This is a genomic window from Aminobacter sp. BA135 (assembly GCF_050859125.1).
Classification (GTDB): domain Bacteria; phylum Pseudomonadota; class Alphaproteobacteria; order Rhizobiales; family Rhizobiaceae; genus Aminobacter; species Aminobacter ciceronei.
This window is the reverse complement of record NZ_CP139572.1, coordinates 2469383-2488395: the sequence shown is the minus strand read 5'-3', so window position 1 is coordinate 2488395 and position 19013 is coordinate 2469383. Positions and strand designations below refer to the sequence as shown.

Annotated in this window: 16 protein-coding genes; 5 read left to right on the top strand and 11 right to left on the bottom strand. The window is 63.6% G+C overall.

Going from position 1 to position 19013, the window contains the following annotated elements; genetic code table 11:
• The first annotated feature begins 48 nt into the window (after positions 1-48).
• The 4 genes from SLT36_RS12135 to SLT36_RS12120 are packed head-to-tail and all read left to right on the top strand — an operon-like array spanning position 49 to position 3799.
• Positions 49-1056: an ABC transporter permease gene (locus SLT36_RS12135; protein WP_067960048.1), complete on the top strand. Its 1008-nt coding sequence runs from the start codon at positions 49-51 to the stop codon at positions 1054-1056.
• Positions 1053-1949, top strand: coding sequence for an ABC transporter permease (locus SLT36_RS12130; RefSeq protein WP_432287722.1), 897 nt, complete (start codon positions 1053-1055; stop codon positions 1947-1949). The genes SLT36_RS12135 and SLT36_RS12130 overlap by 4 nt, the downstream gene beginning before the upstream one ends.
• A gap of 1 nt (position 1950) precedes the next feature.
• On the top strand, positions 1951-2988 hold the full coding sequence (locus tag SLT36_RS12125; RefSeq protein WP_432287721.1) for an ABC transporter ATP-binding protein: 1038 nt from the start codon (positions 1951-1953) through the stop codon (positions 2986-2988).
• Positions 2981-3799 (top strand): ATP-binding cassette domain-containing protein, encoded by an 819-nt coding sequence (locus SLT36_RS12120; protein ID WP_432287720.1) that lies wholly within the window; start codon positions 2981-2983, stop codon positions 3797-3799. Before SLT36_RS12125 ends, SLT36_RS12120 begins: the two co-directional genes overlap by 8 nt.
• Positions 3800-3977: 178 nt before the next feature.
• Here the strand turns inward: SLT36_RS12120 and SLT36_RS12115 are convergent, their stop codons facing one another.
• The 8 genes from SLT36_RS12115 to SLT36_RS12080 form a co-directional block, all read right to left on the bottom strand.
• The gene (locus SLT36_RS12115) at positions 3978-5030 is read right to left on the bottom strand and encodes an ABC transporter ATP-binding protein (RefSeq protein WP_432287718.1); all 1053 of its coding nucleotides are present in this window, start codon (positions 5028-5030) and stop codon (positions 3978-3980) included.
• Positions 5027-6064: an ABC transporter ATP-binding protein gene (locus SLT36_RS12110; protein ID WP_432288310.1), complete on the bottom strand. Its 1038-nt coding sequence runs from the start codon at positions 6062-6064 to the stop codon at positions 5027-5029. Before SLT36_RS12110 ends, SLT36_RS12115 begins: the two co-directional genes overlap by 4 nt.
• Positions 6065-6177: 113 nt before the next feature.
• Positions 6178-7065 (bottom strand): ABC transporter permease, encoded by an 888-nt coding sequence (locus SLT36_RS12105; RefSeq protein WP_432287716.1) that lies wholly within the window; start codon positions 7063-7065, stop codon positions 6178-6180.
• A 12-nt stretch (positions 7066-7077) separates the two neighbouring features.
• Positions 7078-8034 (bottom strand): ABC transporter permease, encoded by a 957-nt coding sequence (locus tag SLT36_RS12100; RefSeq protein WP_432287715.1) that lies wholly within the window; start codon positions 8032-8034, stop codon positions 7078-7080.
• Between the two features lie 46 nt (positions 8035-8080).
• Complete coding sequence (locus SLT36_RS12095) at positions 8081-9676, bottom strand: ABC transporter substrate-binding protein (RefSeq protein ID WP_432287714.1); 1596 nt, start codon at positions 9674-9676, stop codon at positions 8081-8083.
• Positions 9677-9873: 197 nt separating this feature from the next.
• Positions 9874-11475 carry an ABC transporter substrate-binding protein gene (locus SLT36_RS12090; protein ID WP_432287713.1) on the bottom strand — a complete coding sequence of 534 codons (1602 nt, stop codon included), beginning with the start codon at positions 11473-11475 and terminating at the stop codon, positions 9874-9876.
• A gap of 119 nt (positions 11476-11594) precedes the next feature.
• Positions 11595-12458 carry an amidohydrolase family protein gene (locus SLT36_RS12085; protein WP_432287712.1) on the bottom strand — a complete coding sequence of 288 codons (864 nt, stop codon included), beginning with the start codon at positions 12456-12458 and terminating at the stop codon, positions 11595-11597.
• Complete coding sequence (locus tag SLT36_RS12080; protein WP_432287711.1) at positions 12445-14271, bottom strand: adenine deaminase C-terminal domain-containing protein; 1827 nt, start codon at positions 14269-14271, stop codon at positions 12445-12447. Before SLT36_RS12080 ends, SLT36_RS12085 begins: the two co-directional genes overlap by 14 nt.
• Before the next feature lie 256 nt (positions 14272-14527).
• On the opposite strand from SLT36_RS12080, the gene SLT36_RS12075 reads away from it, so the two are divergent.
• Positions 14528-15916 (top strand): amidohydrolase family protein, encoded by a 1389-nt coding sequence (locus SLT36_RS12075; RefSeq protein ID WP_432287709.1) that lies wholly within the window; start codon positions 14528-14530, stop codon positions 15914-15916.
• Positions 15917-15953: 37 nt separating this feature from the next.
• Here SLT36_RS12075 and SLT36_RS12070 read toward each other — a convergent pair whose 3' ends face one another.
• From SLT36_RS12070 to SLT36_RS12060, 3 genes are all read right to left on the bottom strand, one after another.
• Positions 15954-16682, bottom strand: a complete 729-nt coding sequence (locus SLT36_RS12070; RefSeq protein WP_432287707.1) for a GntR family transcriptional regulator — start codon at positions 16680-16682, stop codon at positions 15954-15956.
• A 130-nt stretch (positions 16683-16812) separates the two neighbouring features.
• Positions 16813-17772 carry a GlxA family transcriptional regulator gene (locus SLT36_RS12065; RefSeq protein ID WP_432287705.1) on the bottom strand — a complete coding sequence of 320 codons (960 nt, stop codon included), beginning with the start codon at positions 17770-17772 and terminating at the stop codon, positions 16813-16815.
• 31 nt (positions 17773-17803) lie between these two features.
• The gene (locus tag SLT36_RS12060; RefSeq protein WP_432287704.1) at positions 17804-18970 is read right to left on the bottom strand and encodes an MFS transporter; all 1167 of its coding nucleotides are present in this window, start codon (positions 18968-18970) and stop codon (positions 17804-17806) included.
• Positions 18971-19013 lie beyond the last annotated feature (43 nt).

The window sequence follows — 19013 nt, the reverse complement described above, 5'->3', positions numbered from 1 at the left end:
TTGGCGGGCCTCCGGGCCCGCCAAAGCTCCAACCAAAGGACATCGGCAATGCTGCATTTCATCCTGCGGCGGCTTCTGCTGCTCATTCCGGTCATCGTCGGACTGACGATCATCATGTTCGCCATCGCTCGCCTCCTGCCGGGCGATCCGGTGGCACTCGCCGCAGGTCCGAACGCAACGCAGGCCGAAATCGCAGCGCTTGCCGTGGAGTATGGCCTGGATAAGCCGGTCTGGGTGCAGTACGGCACCTATGTCTCCGGCCTGATGCATGGCGACCTCGGCACCTCGCTTTTGACCCGCCGACCCGTCGCTGCCGATATCAAGGCCTACCTGCCCGCGACCCTCGAACTCGTTTTCGCAGCGATGTTTATCGCGGTTGCCGTTGGCATCCCGCTCGGCCTCATCACCGCCGTCTGGCGCAATCGCTGGCCCGACTACCTGGCCCAGGTCGGCGCCATCGGCGCGATCTCGATGCCGCGCTTCTTCCTTGGCCTGCTGCTGCAGCTTTGCTTTGCGATGTGGCTGATGTGGCTGCCACTCGGCGGCCGCCTGCCGATCGTCGTCATCCCGCCGCGCTTCGTCACCGGCTTCCTGACCATCGATTCCCTGATCGCCGGCAACTGGAACGCCTTCTTCATGTCGCTGCGCCACCTGGCGCTTCCGGCCATCGCCATGTCGCTGTCTCCGCTCGCCACCATCATGCGCATGATGCGTGCCTCGACGATCGAAGTGATGCAGCAGGATTACGTGATGACCGCACGCGCGCTCGGCCTGCCGCAGCGCAAGATCATCACCAAATATGTCGCCCGCAATGCCGTCTCGGCGACGCTGACCGTGATCGGCCTCTATTTTGGATGGCTGCTCGGCGGCACCGTGCTGGTTGAAACGGTCTTCGACTGGCCCGGTCTCGGCCTCTACGCCACCAAGGCCATCGTCTCGCAGGACATGATGCCGGTGATCGGTGTCGCCCTGGTGATCGGCCTGCTCTTCGTCTTCGCCAACCTCGTCATCGACCTGCTCTACGGCGTCATCAACCCCAAGGTCCGCTACTCATGAGCACCACCGAGCACACCACCGCGGACGATTTCGCCACGCCGCGCCGCGACAGGCTGCGCCGCGCCTTCTTCCGCTTTTCGCAGAGCAAGCTGTCGATACTGGGTGCGGCCATCGTCGCGGTGGTGATCTTTTTCACCGCCTTCGGCACCGTGCTTGCCCCCTATCCCGAGCACGTCGCCGGTGGCGTCGACACCGCCTCGCGCTTCATCCCCCCGTCGGCGGCCCACCCGTTCGGCACCAACGAACTCGGCCAGGACGTGCTGTCGCTGGTCATGGCCGGCACCACGGTTTCGGTACTCGCCGGCTTCGGCGTGGTGCTCATCGGCTCGGTGATCGGCACGCTGGTCGGCGCCATCGCCGGTTTTGCCAAGGGCTGGGTCGACGAGGTGCTGATGCGCCTGACCGACCTGACGCTGACCATTCCCGGCCTGATCCTCGCCATGGCGATCGCCGCAGCCCTAGGCTCGGGTTTCGGCAACATGGTCATCGCCATTGCCCTGTCATGGTGGCCTGGCTATGCGCGGCTGGTGCGCGGCGAGGTGCTCGCTGCGCGCGAGGAAGTCTATGTCACTGCCGCCCGCGCGCTCGGCGCAACACCCAAGCGCATCCTGTTCCGCCACATCCTGCCCAACGTCGTCTCGCCGATCATCGTCAAGATGTCGCTCGACATGGGTTTCGCCATCCTGACCGTTGCCGGCCTCGGCTTCATCGGCATCGGCGTCCGTCCGCCGACGCCCGAATGGGGCACGCTGCTGTCTGTCTCGCGCTCCTACATGCCCGACTACTGGTGGACGGCGATGGCGCCCGGCATGGCGATGTTCCTGGCCGTGTTCGGCTTCAACCTGCTCGGCGACGGCCTGCGCGACATCCTCGATCCGAAGGCGAGGCGTTGAGATGACCCAGCCTCTCCTTTCGATCCGCGACCTGCACCTCCGGATGTCCAGTTTCGACGGCCGGGCGCATGTGCTCAACGGCATCAACCTCACCGTGAACCGGGGCGAGATCTGGGGTCTCGTCGGCGAGAGCGGCTGCGGCAAGTCGCTCACCGGCCTGTCGGTGTCACGTCTGCAGCCGACGCCGCCCGCACATTACACCGCTGGTGAGATCCTGCTCGAAGGCCAGGACCTGCTCAAGCTCAGCCAGACGGAGATGCAGCGTCTGCGCGGCAAGCGCATCGGCATGATCTTCCAGGATCCGACGACCAACCTCAATCCGGCCTTCCGCATCGGCGAGCAACTCGTCGACGTGGCGCTGGCCGCGGCCGATCGCGACCCTGATGTGATCGGCTGTTCGCCCAGTGCCGGCCGGCGCGAACGCCGCCAGGCCGCGCGCAAGCTGGCCGGCGAGATGTTGACCCGCGTCGGCATCCCCAACGCACTGGCGCGGCTCGACGATTATCCGCACCAGTTCTCCGGCGGCATGCGCCAGCGCGTGCTGATCGCCATGGCCCTGATCGGCCGACCCGACCTTCTGATCGCCGACGAGCCGACAACGGCGCTCGACGTCTCGGTCCAGGCGCAGATCCTCGAGCTGATCAAGAACAGCGTCAAAGACTTCGACATGGGCGTCGTGCTCATCACTCACAATCTCGGCGTCGTCGCCCAGACATGCAGCCACGTCGCAGTCATGTATGCCGGAAACATCGTCGAAAGCGGGCCGGTCGCGGCCGTCATCGGCAATCCCGTCCATCCCTACACACGCGCCCTGATGTCGGCGATCCCGACGCGCGAAACCAGGCGCGGCGAGCTTCGCGGCCTTGCAGGCTCGGTGCCGAACCTGATCACGCCGCCGCCGGGTTGCCGCTTTGCGCCACGCTGCCGGTTCGCCCTGCCTGCCTGCACCGCCGCCATGCCGGCGCCAGTGTCGGTCGGCGACAACCATGCTGCCGCCTGCATCCGCGTCAATGAAATGGAGGCGCTCGTCGATGACTGAGATCATGCTTGAGATCGACAATGTCTCGAAGATCTACCCCGGGCGTCGCGGCATCTTCGGCACGTCGCCGGAAGTCCATGCACTGAAGAATGTCTCGCTCAGCGTCCGCAAGGGCGAGAGTTTTGGTCTCGTCGGCGAAAGCGGCTCGGGCAAGACCACGCTGACCCGCTCCATCCTTCATCTGGAAACGCCGACATCGGGCAGCATCCGCGTCCAGGGCCAGGACCTGGGCAACCTTTCCGACGCCGAACTGCGTCGCCTGCGCTCGCGCATCCAGATCGTTTTCCAGGACCCCTATGCGTCGCTCAACCCACGCATGTCGGTCTATGACATCGTCACCGAGCCGCTGGTCATCCACCACGAGACGCTCGGCCTGACCAACAGGCAGCGCAGCGACCGCGCCGCAGAACTGCTTTCGCTCGTCGGCATGGGCCCGCAGCACCTGCACCGCTATCCGCACGAATTCTCCGGCGGCCAGCGCCAGCGCATCTGTATCGCGCGCGCCCTTGCCTCAGGCCCTGAGCTGCTGTTGCTCGACGAGCCGACCTCGGCGCTCGACGTCTCGGTGCAGGCGCAGGTTCTCAATCTCCTGTGCGAGCTTCAGGATCGCCTCGGCCTGACCTACTTCTTCATCAGCCACGACCTCGCCGTCGTGCGTTATCTCTGCGACCGGGTGGCGCTGATCAACCGTGGCGAGCTCGTCGAACAGGGCGACTGCGCCGAGATTTTCGACGCTCCGAAAAGCGAGTACGCCCGCATGCTGATCGGCGCTATGCCGGAGGTGAAGGTGCCGGAGACTGCCGCGCTCTGAGCAGGCGGCACCTTCGAACCTGTTTGCAGTTCAAAAATGCTGGTGGATCGGCCTCAAATCGTTCCCGGCCAATCCACCAGCAGCGCCGGACCATGGGAACATGCGGTGGGGAAGCAAACCGCAAATGATCACGACGCCACCTGCGGCGCTTGAAACCGCAGGGGGAGAGGTAGAACGCCTAGCCGGCGTGAACCACCGACGCCGACGAAGATGTCGCCAATGCCGGCCGGGCAAACAGCTCCGCCGCCCGGAAGCAGCGCGTTTCGCGGCCCGGCGAGAGCGAGACCAGCGGCGGGCTGCCCTTGCCGCAAACGGCATCGACGGCGAAGCGGCAACGCGGCGCGAAGCTGCAGCCGTCGGCGAGCCGGCTCATGTCGGGCGGCGTGCCGGGGATAGCGTCGATGTCGGTGTCGCGATCCTGGCCATGCACGGTCGAGGCAAGCATGCCCATCGTGTAGGGATGCGACGGCCTCAGGAGCACGTCACGCACGCTGCCATATTCGACGATGCGTCCGGCATACATCACTGCCACCTTGTCAGCGATCTGAGCCGCGACGCCGAGGTCGTGGGTGACGAAAATCACACCCATACCGAGCTCCTGCTGCAGCTTGCGCAGCAGCAACAGCACCTGGATCTGCACCGTGGCATCGAGCGCGGTCGTCGGCTCGTCGGCGAGCAACAGCTTCGGCCGGCATGACAGGGCGACCGCGATCATGGCGCGCTGGCGCAGGCCGCCCGACAGCTCGTGCGGATAGGCCTTCAGCCGTCGCTCGGCATTCGGCACCTTGACGAACTGCAGCAGCTCCAGCGCCTTGGCCATCGCCTCGGCATGGCTGCAATGCTGGTGACGGATGATGGTTTCGGCGATCTGGTCGCCGATCGTATAGGTCGGGTCGAGCGCCGTCATCGGCTCCTGGAACACCATCGAGATGGTCGAGCCCCTGATGTCGCTGAGTTGGCGCTCGCTGACCGACATAATGTCGTGCTCGGCGACGCGGATATTGCCGGAGACGCGGGTAATACGCGGCGAAAACAGCCGCATCAGCGCCCGCATGGTCACCGACTTGCCGGAGCCGGATTCACCGATGATGCACAATACCTCGCCCGGCATCACCTCGAACGACACGCCGTTGACAGCATGTACTGTGCGGTCACGCGTCTCGAACCTGACATTGAGGTCGCGCACCTCGACCAGCGGCCGAGCGCTCTGTTCAGTTGCGGGCGCGGTCATCGTGTCGCCTCCTCTGCAAGCGCGTCGTGGGCTGCGGTCCCTGCCCTTGTGTGCCCCGATTGCGGATCGGCCATGTGGCAGGCGGCGACATGCGAGCCTCGGTTGGCCCAGGCGCCGAGCGCCGGCGCCTTGCTCTCGCAGATACCTTCGGCGAACTGGCAGCGGCTGCGGAAGCGGCAGCCCGGCGCCGGGTTGATCGGATTGGGCGGATCACCGGTCAGCGGCGGCGTGACGATCTTGTCGTCGGGGTCCATTGCCAGCCGCGACCTCAGCAGCGCCGCCGTATAGGGGTGCTTCGGGCCGTTGTAGATCTGATCCACGGGCCCCATTTCGACGACCTGGCCGAGATACATCACCATGACGCGGTCTGAGATGTACTGGACCACATTAAGGTCGTGCGAGATGAACAGGTAGGTCAGGTCGAACTCGCGCTTGAGCTGGCGCAACAGGTTCAGCACCTGCGCTTCCACAGATTTGTCCAACGCCGACACCGCCTCGTCGAGGATCAGCATCTTGGGGTCGAGCGCCAGCGCGCGGGCGATGTTGACGCGCTGCTTCTGCCCGCCCGACAGCTCGTGCGGGTAACGCGGACCGAACAGCTCGGGACGCAAGCCGACCTTGCCAAGCAGGCTGCGTGCTCCCTCGCGCGCCTTGTCGGCGCTCATGCCATGGACACGCGGTCCGTAGGCGACCGAGGCCTCGACTGGCAGGCGCGGGTTGAGCGAGGAATAGCTGTCCTGGAACACCATCTGCAGATTACGCCGGAGTTCGCGCAGCGGCAGGCCGTGCTTGTCGCCGACGGTGCGGCCGCCAAAGGCGATCTCACCGCTATCCGGCGGCATCAGGTACATCAGGAGCCGTGCCAGGGTCGACTTGCCGCAGCCTGACTCGCCGACGACACCGAGGGTCTCGCCCTTGAACACCGTGAACGAGATGTCGTCGACGGCATGCACATTGCCGACCTTGCGGTTGAGCAGCCCGCCCTTCACCGGGAAGTACTTTTTCAGGTTCTTGACCACCAGCATGGCCGGCATCGCGGCCGATCCGCCGCGCGGGGTCTTGCTGCCGCCCGTTTCGGGCGTTGCCGGGGCATCGAAATGCGCCGCGGCAGGGATTGCCAGTTGTGCGTCCATTTTCGCCTCCGCTTTCACTGCCTGACGTCCATTGCCTGCCGCAAACCATCGCTGACCATGTTGAACGACAGCGAGGTGATGAAGATCGCGACACCGGGCAAGGCGCACAGATACGGGTCGATGTAGATTGCCTGGCGCAGGGCCGAGAGCATCAGGCCCCAGTCGGGCGTTGGTGGCTCGACGCCGAGGCCGAGGAACGACAGGCCGGCGGCCAGAAGCACCGAGACCGAAATCAGGCTGGAGGCGTAGATGAACACCGGTCCGAGCACGTTGCCCAGGATGTGGTGCACGATGACCGGGCCCATTCCGGCGCCGCTGGCGCGGGCCGCTTCGACGAAGTCGAGGCTGCGCACCTGCGCGGTGGCGGTTTCCGAAATGCGGCACAGCGGCGGGATGAACACCAGGGTCAGCGCCAACAGGCCGTTGAGCATGCCGCCGCCCATCATGCCCGAGACGGCGACCGCCAGAAGCACTGAGGGAAAGGCGTAGAAGACGTCCATCACCCGCATGATCGCGGTGTTGACGAAGCCGCCGGCATACCCCGCGACCACGCCGAGGAAGCCGCCGATGACAGTCGCCAGCATGACCGGCACCAGCCCCATCGCCAGCGACACGCGGCCGCCGTAGAGAAGGCGGGCGAGCATGTCGCGGCCGAGCTCGTCGGTGCCAAGCCAGTGGCCCGGAGTGCCGATCGGCTTCAGCCGGGCGATCATTTGCGGCTTGTTGGGATCGATCGAGGTCAACAACGGCGCAAATATCGCCGACAGAACGACCAGCAGGATGATGCCGGCGAAAAACAGCGTTACGTGGTCGTAGCTCAGCCGGTGGCCCACGCTTTGCCAATAGCTGCGCACCTTTGGTGCTGTGGAGCGAGAAGAGGTGTCGAAAGTAGCGTCAGTCATGATGTCCTCCCGTCAGCCGCGCTTGATGCGTGGATCGACAGCCGTCTGGATGAGGTCGACGCACAGATTGGTGATGACGAAACAAATGGCGAGCACGAGCACCACGCCCTGCACGACAGGCACGTCGCGGGTCAGGATCGCCTTGCCGAGCAGGAAGCCGGTGCCCGGCCAGTTGAAGATGGTCTCGACGAGAATCGAGCCGCCGACGAGATAGCCGAATTGCAGGCCCATCACTGCAAGCACCTGCGGCAGCGCGTTGCGGATGGTGTGGCGGGCAACCGCCCATTCACCCAGGCCCTTGGCCCGCAGCGCCTGGACGAAATCCTGCGACAGCACGTCGGCGACCGCCGAGCGGGTGTTGCGCATGATCACGCCGAGCGGCACCAGCGACATGGTGGCGATGGGCAGGATCGCGTATTTCAGCTGCTCCCATTCAAAGATGCTGAAATTCTCTGAGCCAGAACTGCCCATCCCCATCGCCGGCAGCAGGTTGAACTCTACCGAAAAGACGATCACCAGGACCACGCCGAACCAATAATTGGGAACGCTGACACCGGCGATCGACAGGCCGGTGACCGTGCGGTCGACCCAGGTGCCGAGATGATAAGCGGCAATGGTGCCGAGCACGAAGGCGATTGAGAAGGCGACTGCCACGGCCCCAAACGACACCAGAACGGTGTTCATCAAGGCATGCGTGATCTCGGTCAGCACCGGCCGGCCGCTCGAGATCGAGTTGCCGAGGTCGCCTGTGAAAACGCGCATCAGCCAGTCGAAATACTGCACCGGCAGCGGCCGGTCGAAACCATAGACGCCGCGCAGATATTCGATATCGGCCTGCGAGGCATCAGGGGGCAAAAGCGAGCCCAGAGGGTCGCCGGGCGCCAAAAACACCAGCCCGAAGCAGATGATCGAAACGCCGAGGCCGATGGGAACGGCGTAGAGAATGCGCCGCAAAGCATAAAGCCACATGATAATTTCTCCTGTTCGTCCTCGGTGGTCCGCTTGCCACTTCTTGTTATGGTTCGACGACGATCGGCGTCAGGTCCTGGTACCAGCTCTGCGCCTGCACGAAGCCTTTGAGCCTGGGCGACAAGGCTCGCGCATTGAGGTCGTGCACGACAAAAATCATCGGCGCCTGCGCCAACGTCAGTTCATGAATCTTGGTGACCATGGCGTCTCGCTGGGCCTCGTCGAAGGTTTCCATGGCCTTGTCGCCAAGCGCATTGATTTCGTCGTTCGAAAACCAACCCCAATTCCGCCCCGCAGGCGCAAACCTGTCCTTCATGACGAAGTTGAGGATGCCATTGAAAGGTTCTGTAGGCGCACGGCTAACATTGATGGCATCAATCTCTGGATAGGCTTGGCGGCCTTTGAGGCTCATTTCGAACAGCGTGTTCCAGTCCATCACGTTGAGGGTAATCTTAAAGCCGACCGCCTCGAGCTGCGATTTGACCAGTTCGTTCATAGGCAATGGCTGCATCTGACCAGAGCCAGCGGTCGACATCGCAATCGTGACCTCGCATGGGAAGCAGTTCGCCTCCTTGAGCAAGGCCGTCGCCTTCTCCGGATCGAAATCGTATTTCACCGGGTTGCCAAAGTAGCGCGAACGCGGCGGCATCATTGCATATGCTGGTTCCCCGGTGCCATCGAGCATGGCGACAACGTCGTCGCGATTTATGGCATGGTTGGCAGCTTGCCGGACCCTTGCATCACTGAACGGCGGATCGACCATGTTGAGCTGGTAGATCCAGACGTGCGGGTAGCTGTTAGTAACTATGTTCATGCCTCCCGAAGTCAGGCGTGGGATGGTGTCGGGCGACGGTGCTTCGATGAAATCCACGCCGCCGGACAGAAGCGCGGCCGTGCGCGTCGTTGCCTCGGGCATCGGGAGAAGCACCAGGCGGTCATGCTTGGGGATGCGATCCTTGTCCCAGTAATCCGGGTTTTTTGTCAGTTCGAGCCGCTCACGCGGCACGACCTTGTCAAATCTATAGGGGCCGGTGCCAGCCGGTGTCCTGGCAAAGACCTCGTAATCCCAGTTCGCCTTTTCCAGCGCGCACTTCGAGATCATGAAGAAGTTGCTGATGCCGAATGGCGTGAAGCTGTCCATTTTTTTGGTGTAGACTGCCACCGTCTCGGCATCGACTGCTTCCAAACGGTCGATATTGGCGGCGCGTGTGCGCATGCGGCCAAACTGTACAGGATCGAAACCTTGTGCCGACTTGTCCATGAGCCGCTGGAAATTCCAAACCACCAGCTCGGGTGTTAGCTCGCACCCGTCGTGAAACTTCACGCCCTTGCGCAAGGTAAACAGCCAGCGCTTATGGTTGTCCGGGTCGACGTGCCACTTGGTCGCGAGGCCAGGCTTCAGTCCGGCCTCCTGGTCCGGCTTGGTGAGATCCCAATTGACCAACGCGTCATACAAGTTCCAGCCGACGAAGCGGTACCCCTCGTAACCCTGGTCTGGCTGACCGGTCCAAGCTGGAATGTCGCCTGCGGTCATCCCGACACGCAGCACTGACTCCGCCGAAGCGGTCACGGGCGAAAGCACGGTCGCGGTGAGCGCTGCGGCACACTGCATTACAAATAGACTGACTGCATGTCTGTTCATTGTTGCACCTCCCATTTTGTCGGAATGCCACGGGTTGCTCGTCGAGCAATCCTCCCTGCCGCGCAAATTGCCGTCATGTTCCCGGATGCTAACTAGGTGATGCGCCTACGCGCATCACCTGCAGGCTCTGCTTCAAGCGGGCAAATACGCCTCCGCTCTATCGGACCTATCCGAACTGAACGCTGCTTATTGCGCCCTTATGGTTCGACGACGATCGGCGTCAGGTCCTGGAACCAGCTCTGCGCCTGGACGAAACCCTTGACCTTGGGCGACATGGCACGCGGGTTGAGATCGTGGGCGATGTAGACCATCGGCGCCTGGGCGACGGTCAGCTCATGGATCTTGGTGATCATTGCGTCGCGCTGCGGCTCGTCAAAGGTTTCCATCGCCTTCTTGCCGAGCGCGTCGATCTCGTCGGTCGAGAACCAGCCCCAGTTCGGCCCGTTGGGCGCGAAGCGGCTCTTCATGACGAAACCGAGCACACCATTGTAGGGCTCCATCGGCGCACGGCTGACATTGATGGCGTCAATGTCGGGGAACGCCTCACGACCCTTCAGGCTGATGTCGTGCAGCGCGCTCCAGTCCATGACATTGAAGTTGACCTTGAAGCCGGCGGCTTCCAACTGCGACTTGACCAGTTCGTTCATCGCCAGCGGCTGCATCTGGCCAGACCCCGCCGTCGACATCGCGACGTTGATCTCGCAAGGATAGCAATTGGCCTCCTTGAGCAGCGCTGTCGCCTTCTCCGGATCGAAATCATACTTCACCGGGTGGCCGAAATAGCGCGAGCTCGGCGGCAGCATGGCATAACCTGGCTCGCCGGTGCCGTTGAGCAGAGCGGCCACATCCTCCCGGTTGACCGCGTAGTTGGCCGCCTGCCGCACCTTGATGTCGCTGAAGGGCGGATCGACCATGTTGACCTGGTAGGTCCAGTTGTGCGGGTAAGTGTTGGTGACGATGGTAATGCCCGACGACTGCAGGCGCGGAATGGTGTCGGGCGACGGCGCCTCGATGAAATCGACCTGGCCGGACAGCAGGGCCGCCGTGCGCGTCGTCGCTTCCGGCATCGGCACCAGCACCAGGCGGTCATGCCTGGGGATGCGGTTCTTGTCCCAGTAGTCCTCGTTCTTCACCAGTTCAAGGCGCTCGTGCGGCACGACCTTGTCGAACTTGTAGGGTCCGGTTCCGGCCGGCGCCTTGGCGTAGGCGGCATAGTCCCAGTTCGCCTTCTCCAGCGCGACCTTGGAGATCATGAAGAAGTTGGTCAGGCTGAACGGCGTGAAGGAATCAGGCGCCTTGGTAAAGAGCGCCACCTGGTTCGCGCCCAGCGGTTCGACATGGTCGATGTTGCTGGCGCGGGTGCGCATGCGGGCAAACTGCGCCGGGTCGAAGCCTTGCGTGGTCTTGTCGGTCAGGCGGGCGAAATTCCAGGCCACAACCTCAGGCGTCAGGTCGGAGCCGTCATGGAACTTGACGCCCTCGCGCAAGGTGATGATCCAGCGCTTGTGATTGGTGGGGTCGACCTCCCACTTGGTGGCGAGGCCCGGGCGCAGCGCCGGCTCCTTATCGGACTTGGAGAGATCCCAGTTGACCAGACCGTCATGCAGGTTGAAACCGACGAAACGGTAGCCCTCATAGCCCTGGTCAGGCTGGCCGGTCCAGGCCGGGATGTCGCCGAGGGTCATGGCGACGCGCAGCACCGTCTCAGCCGAAGCGGCCCCTGGGGACAGCATCGTCGAAGCGAGCGCGACGGCGGCGCTCCATCTGATCAGGTTCCGTCCGAACGTGTGTTTGGTCATTTCAGAGTTCCCTTTGTTATTGTCGACGCGTCCAAGGTGCGGTCCAACTAGAACCGTCCCTCCCGGGCCGCCGCGCCGTTGGCGGCCATTCTAGCACCAGACATCAGGTCCGGCTCGGTTCAACGTTGGTCGCCCTCCTCCAGCCGGCCGTCGCGAGCGACGACGCGTCCGTCTAAGATGACGACCGACGGCACCGCCTGGGCGATGTCGTCCAAGATCAGAAGGTCGGCCAGACGCCCCGGCGCGACGGAACCAACGTCATGTTCGATGCCGTGCTGCACGGCAGCATTGAAGCCGGCCATCTGCACGGCGCGGTAAAGCGGAATGCCGGCCTGGAGGGCCGCGCCCAAGACAGGCCGCACGGCGACGCAACCGTCTTTTGCTTCACTGTGGCGAAGCATCAGGCGCGCCGTTTCGAGCCCGACGGCAGCGACCGTGCGCAACAAGGCGAGGCGCTTTACGGGATCGGACCCGACCTCAAGAACCACCGCCAATCCCGCAGCAACCGCATCGACGGCGGCGCCGGCGACAGAACAGACTTGTTGCTGATGGACGAGACGAGCACGGCCCACGCCGTCAAGCCAGCCTGGTCCTTCGGCCGCCAGATTCCAGCGCCGCACATCAGGCTGCTCGAACCTTGGTGCTGTGACACCTGCCTCGGCGGAGACGACGGAGGTCACGCCCTGCGGAAGCAGGGATGCAGCGAGCCCTTCGGCATCCAATGAAACATCTGCCAAGGGCTCGACGAAACCGGGCAGAACATATCGCCCGGAGCAATCGATGACGTGCCTGGCGTCGCCGTCATAACCTGTCCGGATCGCCACGATGCGCGAACCCGCGATGGCGATGCTGGCGGTATAGGTCTCCTCCGACCAGACATTGACCAGGTTGCAGTTGGCGAGCAGCAGGTCGGCCGGCTGTTGGGCCAGAGAGACCCGGACACCTGCCAGCGCCGTTTCGACGGAAGCGTCAGAGGCCAACATCGTGAGCTCCTTCCACGACGACGGTGGTACCGACGCCGATGCGCGAATTGATCAGCCCCTTGTCGGTCAGGCCGAGGTCGGGAAGCGTGGTGTGGATTGTCGAAACAAGCGTCTTGAACGGGTCGGTAAGCGTGCAGCCCAACTCGGCGGCGGCGGCTTGCGCCTTGTCGATGCTGGCAAGCAGCACCTCATAGGGCTCCTCTGACATGATGCCACCGACACGCAGCGGCGCCTCCGCCAGCACCTTGCCATCTGCGACGGCGACAAAGCCGCCCTGGATTTCGCCCATGCGCTGGATGGCGTGCCAGATGTCGTCGTCAGTGGCGCCGACCACGACGACATTGTTGAACGGCACCGATATCGACGTCGCCAGCGCGCCGCGCTTCAGCCCAAACCCCTTGACGAAGCCGGTGCCGATATTGCCGTGCAGGCCGTAGCGTTCGACGACCGCGATCTTCAGGATATCGTTGGCCACATCCGGCTGGATGCCCTCGCCGGTAACAGGCAGCGTATGGACGAAGCCGCGATTGAAGGAGTCGCCGTCGACAACCTCGAAGACCCGCGCCTGCACCAACGTCGCATCCGCAGGCGCCCCGCATTTGAGCGACGCACGCCTCACCTTCTCGAGCTTGATCGAGTTGCGGTAGCTCTCAGGAAAGTTCGGCTTCGGAATATCGACCAGCAGTTCGCCGCGACGAGCCACCACCTTGCCGCCGACGATGACATATTCCGGCGGGAATGCGTCGGGTGCGGTCATCAAGAGGATGTCGGCGAGACGGCCGGGCGCGATCGAGCCGATCTGGTCGGTGACGCGGAAATGTTCGGCCGGATTCAGCGTCACCATGCGATAGGCGTCGAGCGGCGAGACGCCAGCCTCCAAGGCGATGCGTACTAGGTAATCGATGTAGCCGTAGCCCTTGGTCACCATGTCGATCGAGGTGTTGTTGTCGATGCACATGCAGACCTGGCGGAACGACAGCCCCTTGCGCAGCATTTCGTCGAGCAGCGGCCGCAATTGGCCACGCCGGCCGGTGCATTCGACGAAGAACAGCTTCAGCCCGCGCCGCAGCCTGGGCAGGATGTCCTCGCCCCGGCCGATGCAATGGTCGTCCTGGATGCCACTCGCAACATAACCGTCGAAAGCGGCCTCGTCGCCGCGGCGGATCTCGCCGCCATGGCCGCTGACCCGGAAGCCGGCCTCGCGGCAGGTCTGGATGACACGCATGTAGTCGACATCCTCGAGCGCGATCCGCGACCAGACTGTCTCGCCAATGCTCATGCAGCCATCGTTGAGCAGCTCGGCAATGTCTTGCGAATTCATCTCGACTGCCGCCGTGCCGAGCGACGCATCAAACGGGCAGTAGGAAGGTGCAGCCACATAACCGCGCAGCGGCAATCCTTCGAAAGAACGGCGCAGCACGTCGACGGCCTCGACGCCGCCGGTATGGGCATTGTTGGTGGTGTCGACGAACACGGTCGTCGTGCCGAGCGGCAGGAGCACCCGCGCCAGCTCACCCGGCCACAGGAAGGTCGTATCGACATGCATGTGGCAGTCCATCATGCCCGGCATGGCCCACAGGCCCTGGCAGTCGATCACCTCGGCACCGGCGTACCTGTCGCGCTTGGCGATGGAGACGATGCGCTCACCCGAAATGGTGACGTCGGTCTCTTCGGTCACACCTGAATAGACATTGAGCAGCCGGCAGCCCTTCAGGATCAGTGTCGCCTCCCCTGCCGCTGCCGGCGCTGCCGGCGCTGCGTCATGCAGCGGCGTCGCGGGGCCTGATGCAACCGGTGCGTCTTCAAGCGTCATCCTAGTGTTCCTCCTGATGTCGGGAAGCTGCTTGGCAACCCGACCTTTTCATCATCGTGACACCGCTCTAAAAAAGTTGCAACATAATTTTGAGTTTTTTGTTACAATCATTTTTGAAGATCATTCACAAAGAAGCCATTGCAGTTTGTCCAAAATTTTGGCGGTATGCACGCAACGCAGACAGAGGGCTGTCTCAAACCACCCGGCTTCGAGGCACAGCCGCAGCGTCAGGATCAACAATGGAAGGAGCGATGAGATGATAACGGAGACATCAGGCCCAGCAGCGGTCGACCTCGTGGTCAAGGGATGCGACCTGATCACCATGAACGACACCGACACGGTCATCCGCGATGCCGCACTTGCCGTGGACAAGGGCCGCATCGTGTGGACCGGCAAGGCATCCGAAGCCTCGGGGCTCTACCGGGCGGAGCGGACCATCGACGCCAGCGGCCAGATCGCGATGCCCGGCATGGTCGACGCGCATTTCCACACCGCCCAGCACCTGTTGCGCGGCAAGCTGTCGCAGATCACCCGCACGCGCGCCCCGAAGATGCCGGTGTGGAAGCATTATTACCTGCCGTTCGAGGCGATGCTCGAGCCGGAGGACGTGCATCTGTCGGCGCTTGCCGCCTACACCAACATGTTGCGCGTCGGCACCACATGCTTTGCCGAAGCAGGTGGCCCGCACCCCGACGAGATGGGCCGCGCCGCCGACGAGGTCGGCATCCGCGGCTTCATCGCACAATCGACTTGCGACACCGGCATGGGCGTGCCGGATGCGCTGATGATGAAGACACAGCAGGCCTATGACCGCAATGTCGAGCTGGTGCAGCGCTGGTCGAAGCACGAGCGCGTCAAGGCATTCCTTTCACTGCGCCAGATCGTCGTCTGCACGCCGGAACTTGTGAAGGGCATAGGCCAGGCGGCGAAGGAGCTCGACGTCAAGGTGCACACCCATCTTTGCGAGGGCATCTACGAGATCGACTTCGCGCTGGAACGCTACGGCAAGCGGCCGACCGAATATCTGGAGGAACTCGGCGTGCTGTCGCACCATTTCCACGGCGCGCACTCGATCTTCCTGTCGCCTGAGGAAGTGGACCTCTATGCGCGGCACAAGGTGTCGGCCTGCCATTGCGGCCTGCACAACTATTCCGTCGGCCAGCCGCGTGTTGCCGAGATGTGGCGCCGCGGCATCGACATCGGCTTGGGCACCGACGGTGCTGCGTCCTCGGGCACGCTCGACGTCTTCCAGGTGGCCCACGCGGCGCGCATCGGCCAACAACTGGTCGCCGGTACGCCCTGGCACATGCGCACGGCGATTTCGAGCGACGAGCTGCTTAAGATCGCGACCCATGGCGGCGCGCGCGCTCTCGGCGTCGGCCACGAACTCGGCCGGCTGGAAAGCGGCTACAAGGCCGACTTCATCCTGGTCGACGCCTCCGACATCGACCAGCAGCCGATCTACGATCCACTGTTCACCGCATCGACCACCACGGTTGGTCGCGACGTCCGCACCGTCATCGTCGATGGCAAAATGGTGATGAAGGACCGCGAGATTCTGACCGTCGATGTCGAGGTGATCAAGGCGCGGCTCGCCAAAAGGCGGCCGGAGATCATGGACAGGTTCGAGAAACTGGTCGCCTGAGGCGACAGACGGACAAGGGTCGTCCTCCGGGACGGCCCTACTTCCCCTTGGCGGGTCGCGTCGCGTAGCGCGAAAGAATTTCGCCCAATCCCGGCTCCTCCGCCGGCTCGCCATCCAGGCTGACTCGCTCGAGAATATGCTCGAGGTGATGCACCATCGCGTCGGCCGCAGCTGCAGCATCGCGCTTGCGCAACGTCTCCAGTATCGCGTCATGCTCATTGATGCCGCATTCCGACGAGGAGCTGCGCCCGTAGAGCGCCATGACAAGGGCGCTGCGGGTGATCAGCTTGCCCAGCGTAGCCTCGAGCACCCGGTTGCCCACCATCTCGGCCGCGCGCTGATGGAACCGCTCGGCAAAGCGGCGCGACTCGGCATCGCGGCCGGCACGATAGCTGTCGCGGTGATCGGTCACTTGCTGTTGCAATTCGTCGAGTTGCGCCGACGTGATCTGCCTGGCGAGCCGCGCCGCAACCTCGCGTTCGAGCACGATGCGCAGGTCGAAGATTTCGCGCGCTTCCTCGACGGTCGGCGACGACACATAGGCGCCGCGGTTCTTGTGGATCTCGACCAGCGCTTCGCCATGCAGACGGTTCAGCACCGCGCGCACCACCATCCGGTTGACGCCGAAGGAACTGGCGATCGTCTCTTCCGAAAGCTTCATCGCCGGCTTCAGATCACGCGACAGGATCGCCTCGACGAGACCGGCATAAACGTCGTCGGTGCTGAGCTCGGTCGCTTCTGCGTCGATGACTTCGTGCTTGGACATGCTGAACCTGCTCTACAAAGGCGGCACCTGCTGCCATGATTCAACTGATATAGCGCATCAAAAGCGATTCACACAATCACTCGACGGACAGGCGCTCAATCTCAAATCGATTTTGTTACAGAACTGATCCTCATAGGGCAGGCGATCGACGCGAGGCTTCCGTCGGCGACAATCCCGTCATCTTGCGGAACACCCGGCTGAAATGGCCTGCGTTGACGAAGCCGGACTGGAAGGCGACCTCGCCTACCGGATTCTTGCCCGAGCTGAGCAACCGGCTGGCCAAGCTGATCCGCAGCTGCAGATAGGCCCGCGCCGGGCTGGTGCCGAGCTGCGCGGCAAAGTCGCGGTCCAGCTGCCGCGTAGAGACACCGACCGAACGGGCGACGTCGACGATTGCCAGGGGTTCCTGGAGATTGCTTTCCATCACCAGCAATGCCCTGCGCACCGAAAGCGTCTTTGCCTCGGGGAAAAGCTCGAGATTGGGCTGCACCGCATCCGCATCCCTGACCCTGTCGAGCAGCAGGATGCGCGACGCCTTGGCGGCCGACTGCTCACCGATGACCCCTGAGACTAGATGGGCAGCCAGGTCTGCGGCGCCCGCCCCGCCCGAGCATGTCGCCCTGTTGCCGTCGACGATGAACAGCCTGTCGCAAGATGCGTCGACGTCGGGGAACCGGGAGCGAAAATCCTCGATGTGGAACCAGCTCACCGAAGCCCTGTGACCATCGAGCAATCCCATCTCGGCAAGCACGAAGCTGCCGGTGCACAGCGCGCCGAGCGGAACGCCCTTTTTCGCGGCACTCTCGACGAACCGCTCGGCCGACGCCGGCAGCGAATTTTTCCGGCCGAGCAGCCCGCCGACGACAAGAACGTTGTCGTAATCCTCCGGCCGGAGGGCTGGCGCCGTCGGCATCAGCTCGATACCGGAACTCGCCCGGATCGGCAGCCCGAGCTCGCCGATGATCTGCCAGTCGAAGGCGGCCCGACGGCTGCGGTCGCCTTCGTCGCCGGCGAGCCGGAGCGTGTCGACGAACAACGACAGCGGCGACAGCGTAAAGTCGCGGGCGAGGACGAATGCGAAGCGTTTCATACCGGCATAGTCGACCGAAAATGCCGACTTTTCAAACTTGGATGGCTGGTCTCCCCTGCTTGCTTCCGGTGCGCCAGGCAGCAATCAGGCTCGCCGCTACGGCAAGGGCCGCGAGGATGGCGCCTGTCCAAGGCAAGGCCGCTGCGGAACCTCGATCGAGCGCCAGCCCGCCGATCGCGGTCCCAAGAGCCACGCCGACATGCATCGCCGACAGGTTGAGGCTGACGCCGGCTTCCGCGGTCTCAGGCCCCGCGCTGATCAGGAAGCTCTGCACCACCGGCGAAATCATCCAGCTGATGCAGGCCCAGACCATCATCAGGCCGACAAAGGCCACCGGAAGGGAAGATGCTGCCGGAATGGCGAGCAGGACAGCCAGATAGGCAAGCGGGACGACAAGGATCGCGGTACGCGGCGTGACGATATCCGTCAGCCAGCCGCCGAAATAGCCGCCGCTGACACCTGCCACGCCGAAGGCGACAAAAATCGGCACAAGCTGACCAGCATCGAATCCAACCGCATCGACAGCGTAGGGCGCCAGATAGGCAAACAGCACGAAGTGACCGCCAATCATCAGGATCGAGACAAGTTGGCCCGATACCAGCCGCAGCGACCCGACATGACGTCGATAGCCCGCCACGTCGCTTGGCCTTCGGCCCGACACCGGCAGCAGCCACTGGCAAGCAATGAGGATCAGAACGGCTAGCGAAGCAAGCGCCACGAAGACGCCGCGCCAGCCAAACAGACTGCTGATCAGCATTCCGGCGGGCACGCCCAGCACCATCGAGCCGCTGATCCCCATGAAGATCAGGCCGATTGCCCGCCCGCGCCTGTCGGGTCCGGCGAGTTCGGTTGCCATCATGGTGGCCACGAGGCAGACGGCCGCACTGGCCGCGGCCATGACCATGCGTGCGGCAAACAGCACGGCGATGCCAGGGCTGAGCGCCGCGACCAGATTGGCCACGATGAACATGGCCAAGGCGAAAGCGAGAATCGTCTTGCGCTCCATGCGCCTGGCAAGCAGCAGCGCCGCCGGCGCGGCGAGCGCAAAGGTCAACGAAAAGACGGCCGTCAGCTGACCGGCAAGCCCAAGCGAAACGCCAAGGCCCAAGGCGACATCGGGCAGAATGCCGATGACGATGTTTTCGGCCGTGCCGGTGGCGAACGTCGCCAGTGCCAATAGAAAGATTCGAGAGTCCATATTCTGCCTTCCGATCATGACTGCGCCATGCAGGAAGGAGAAA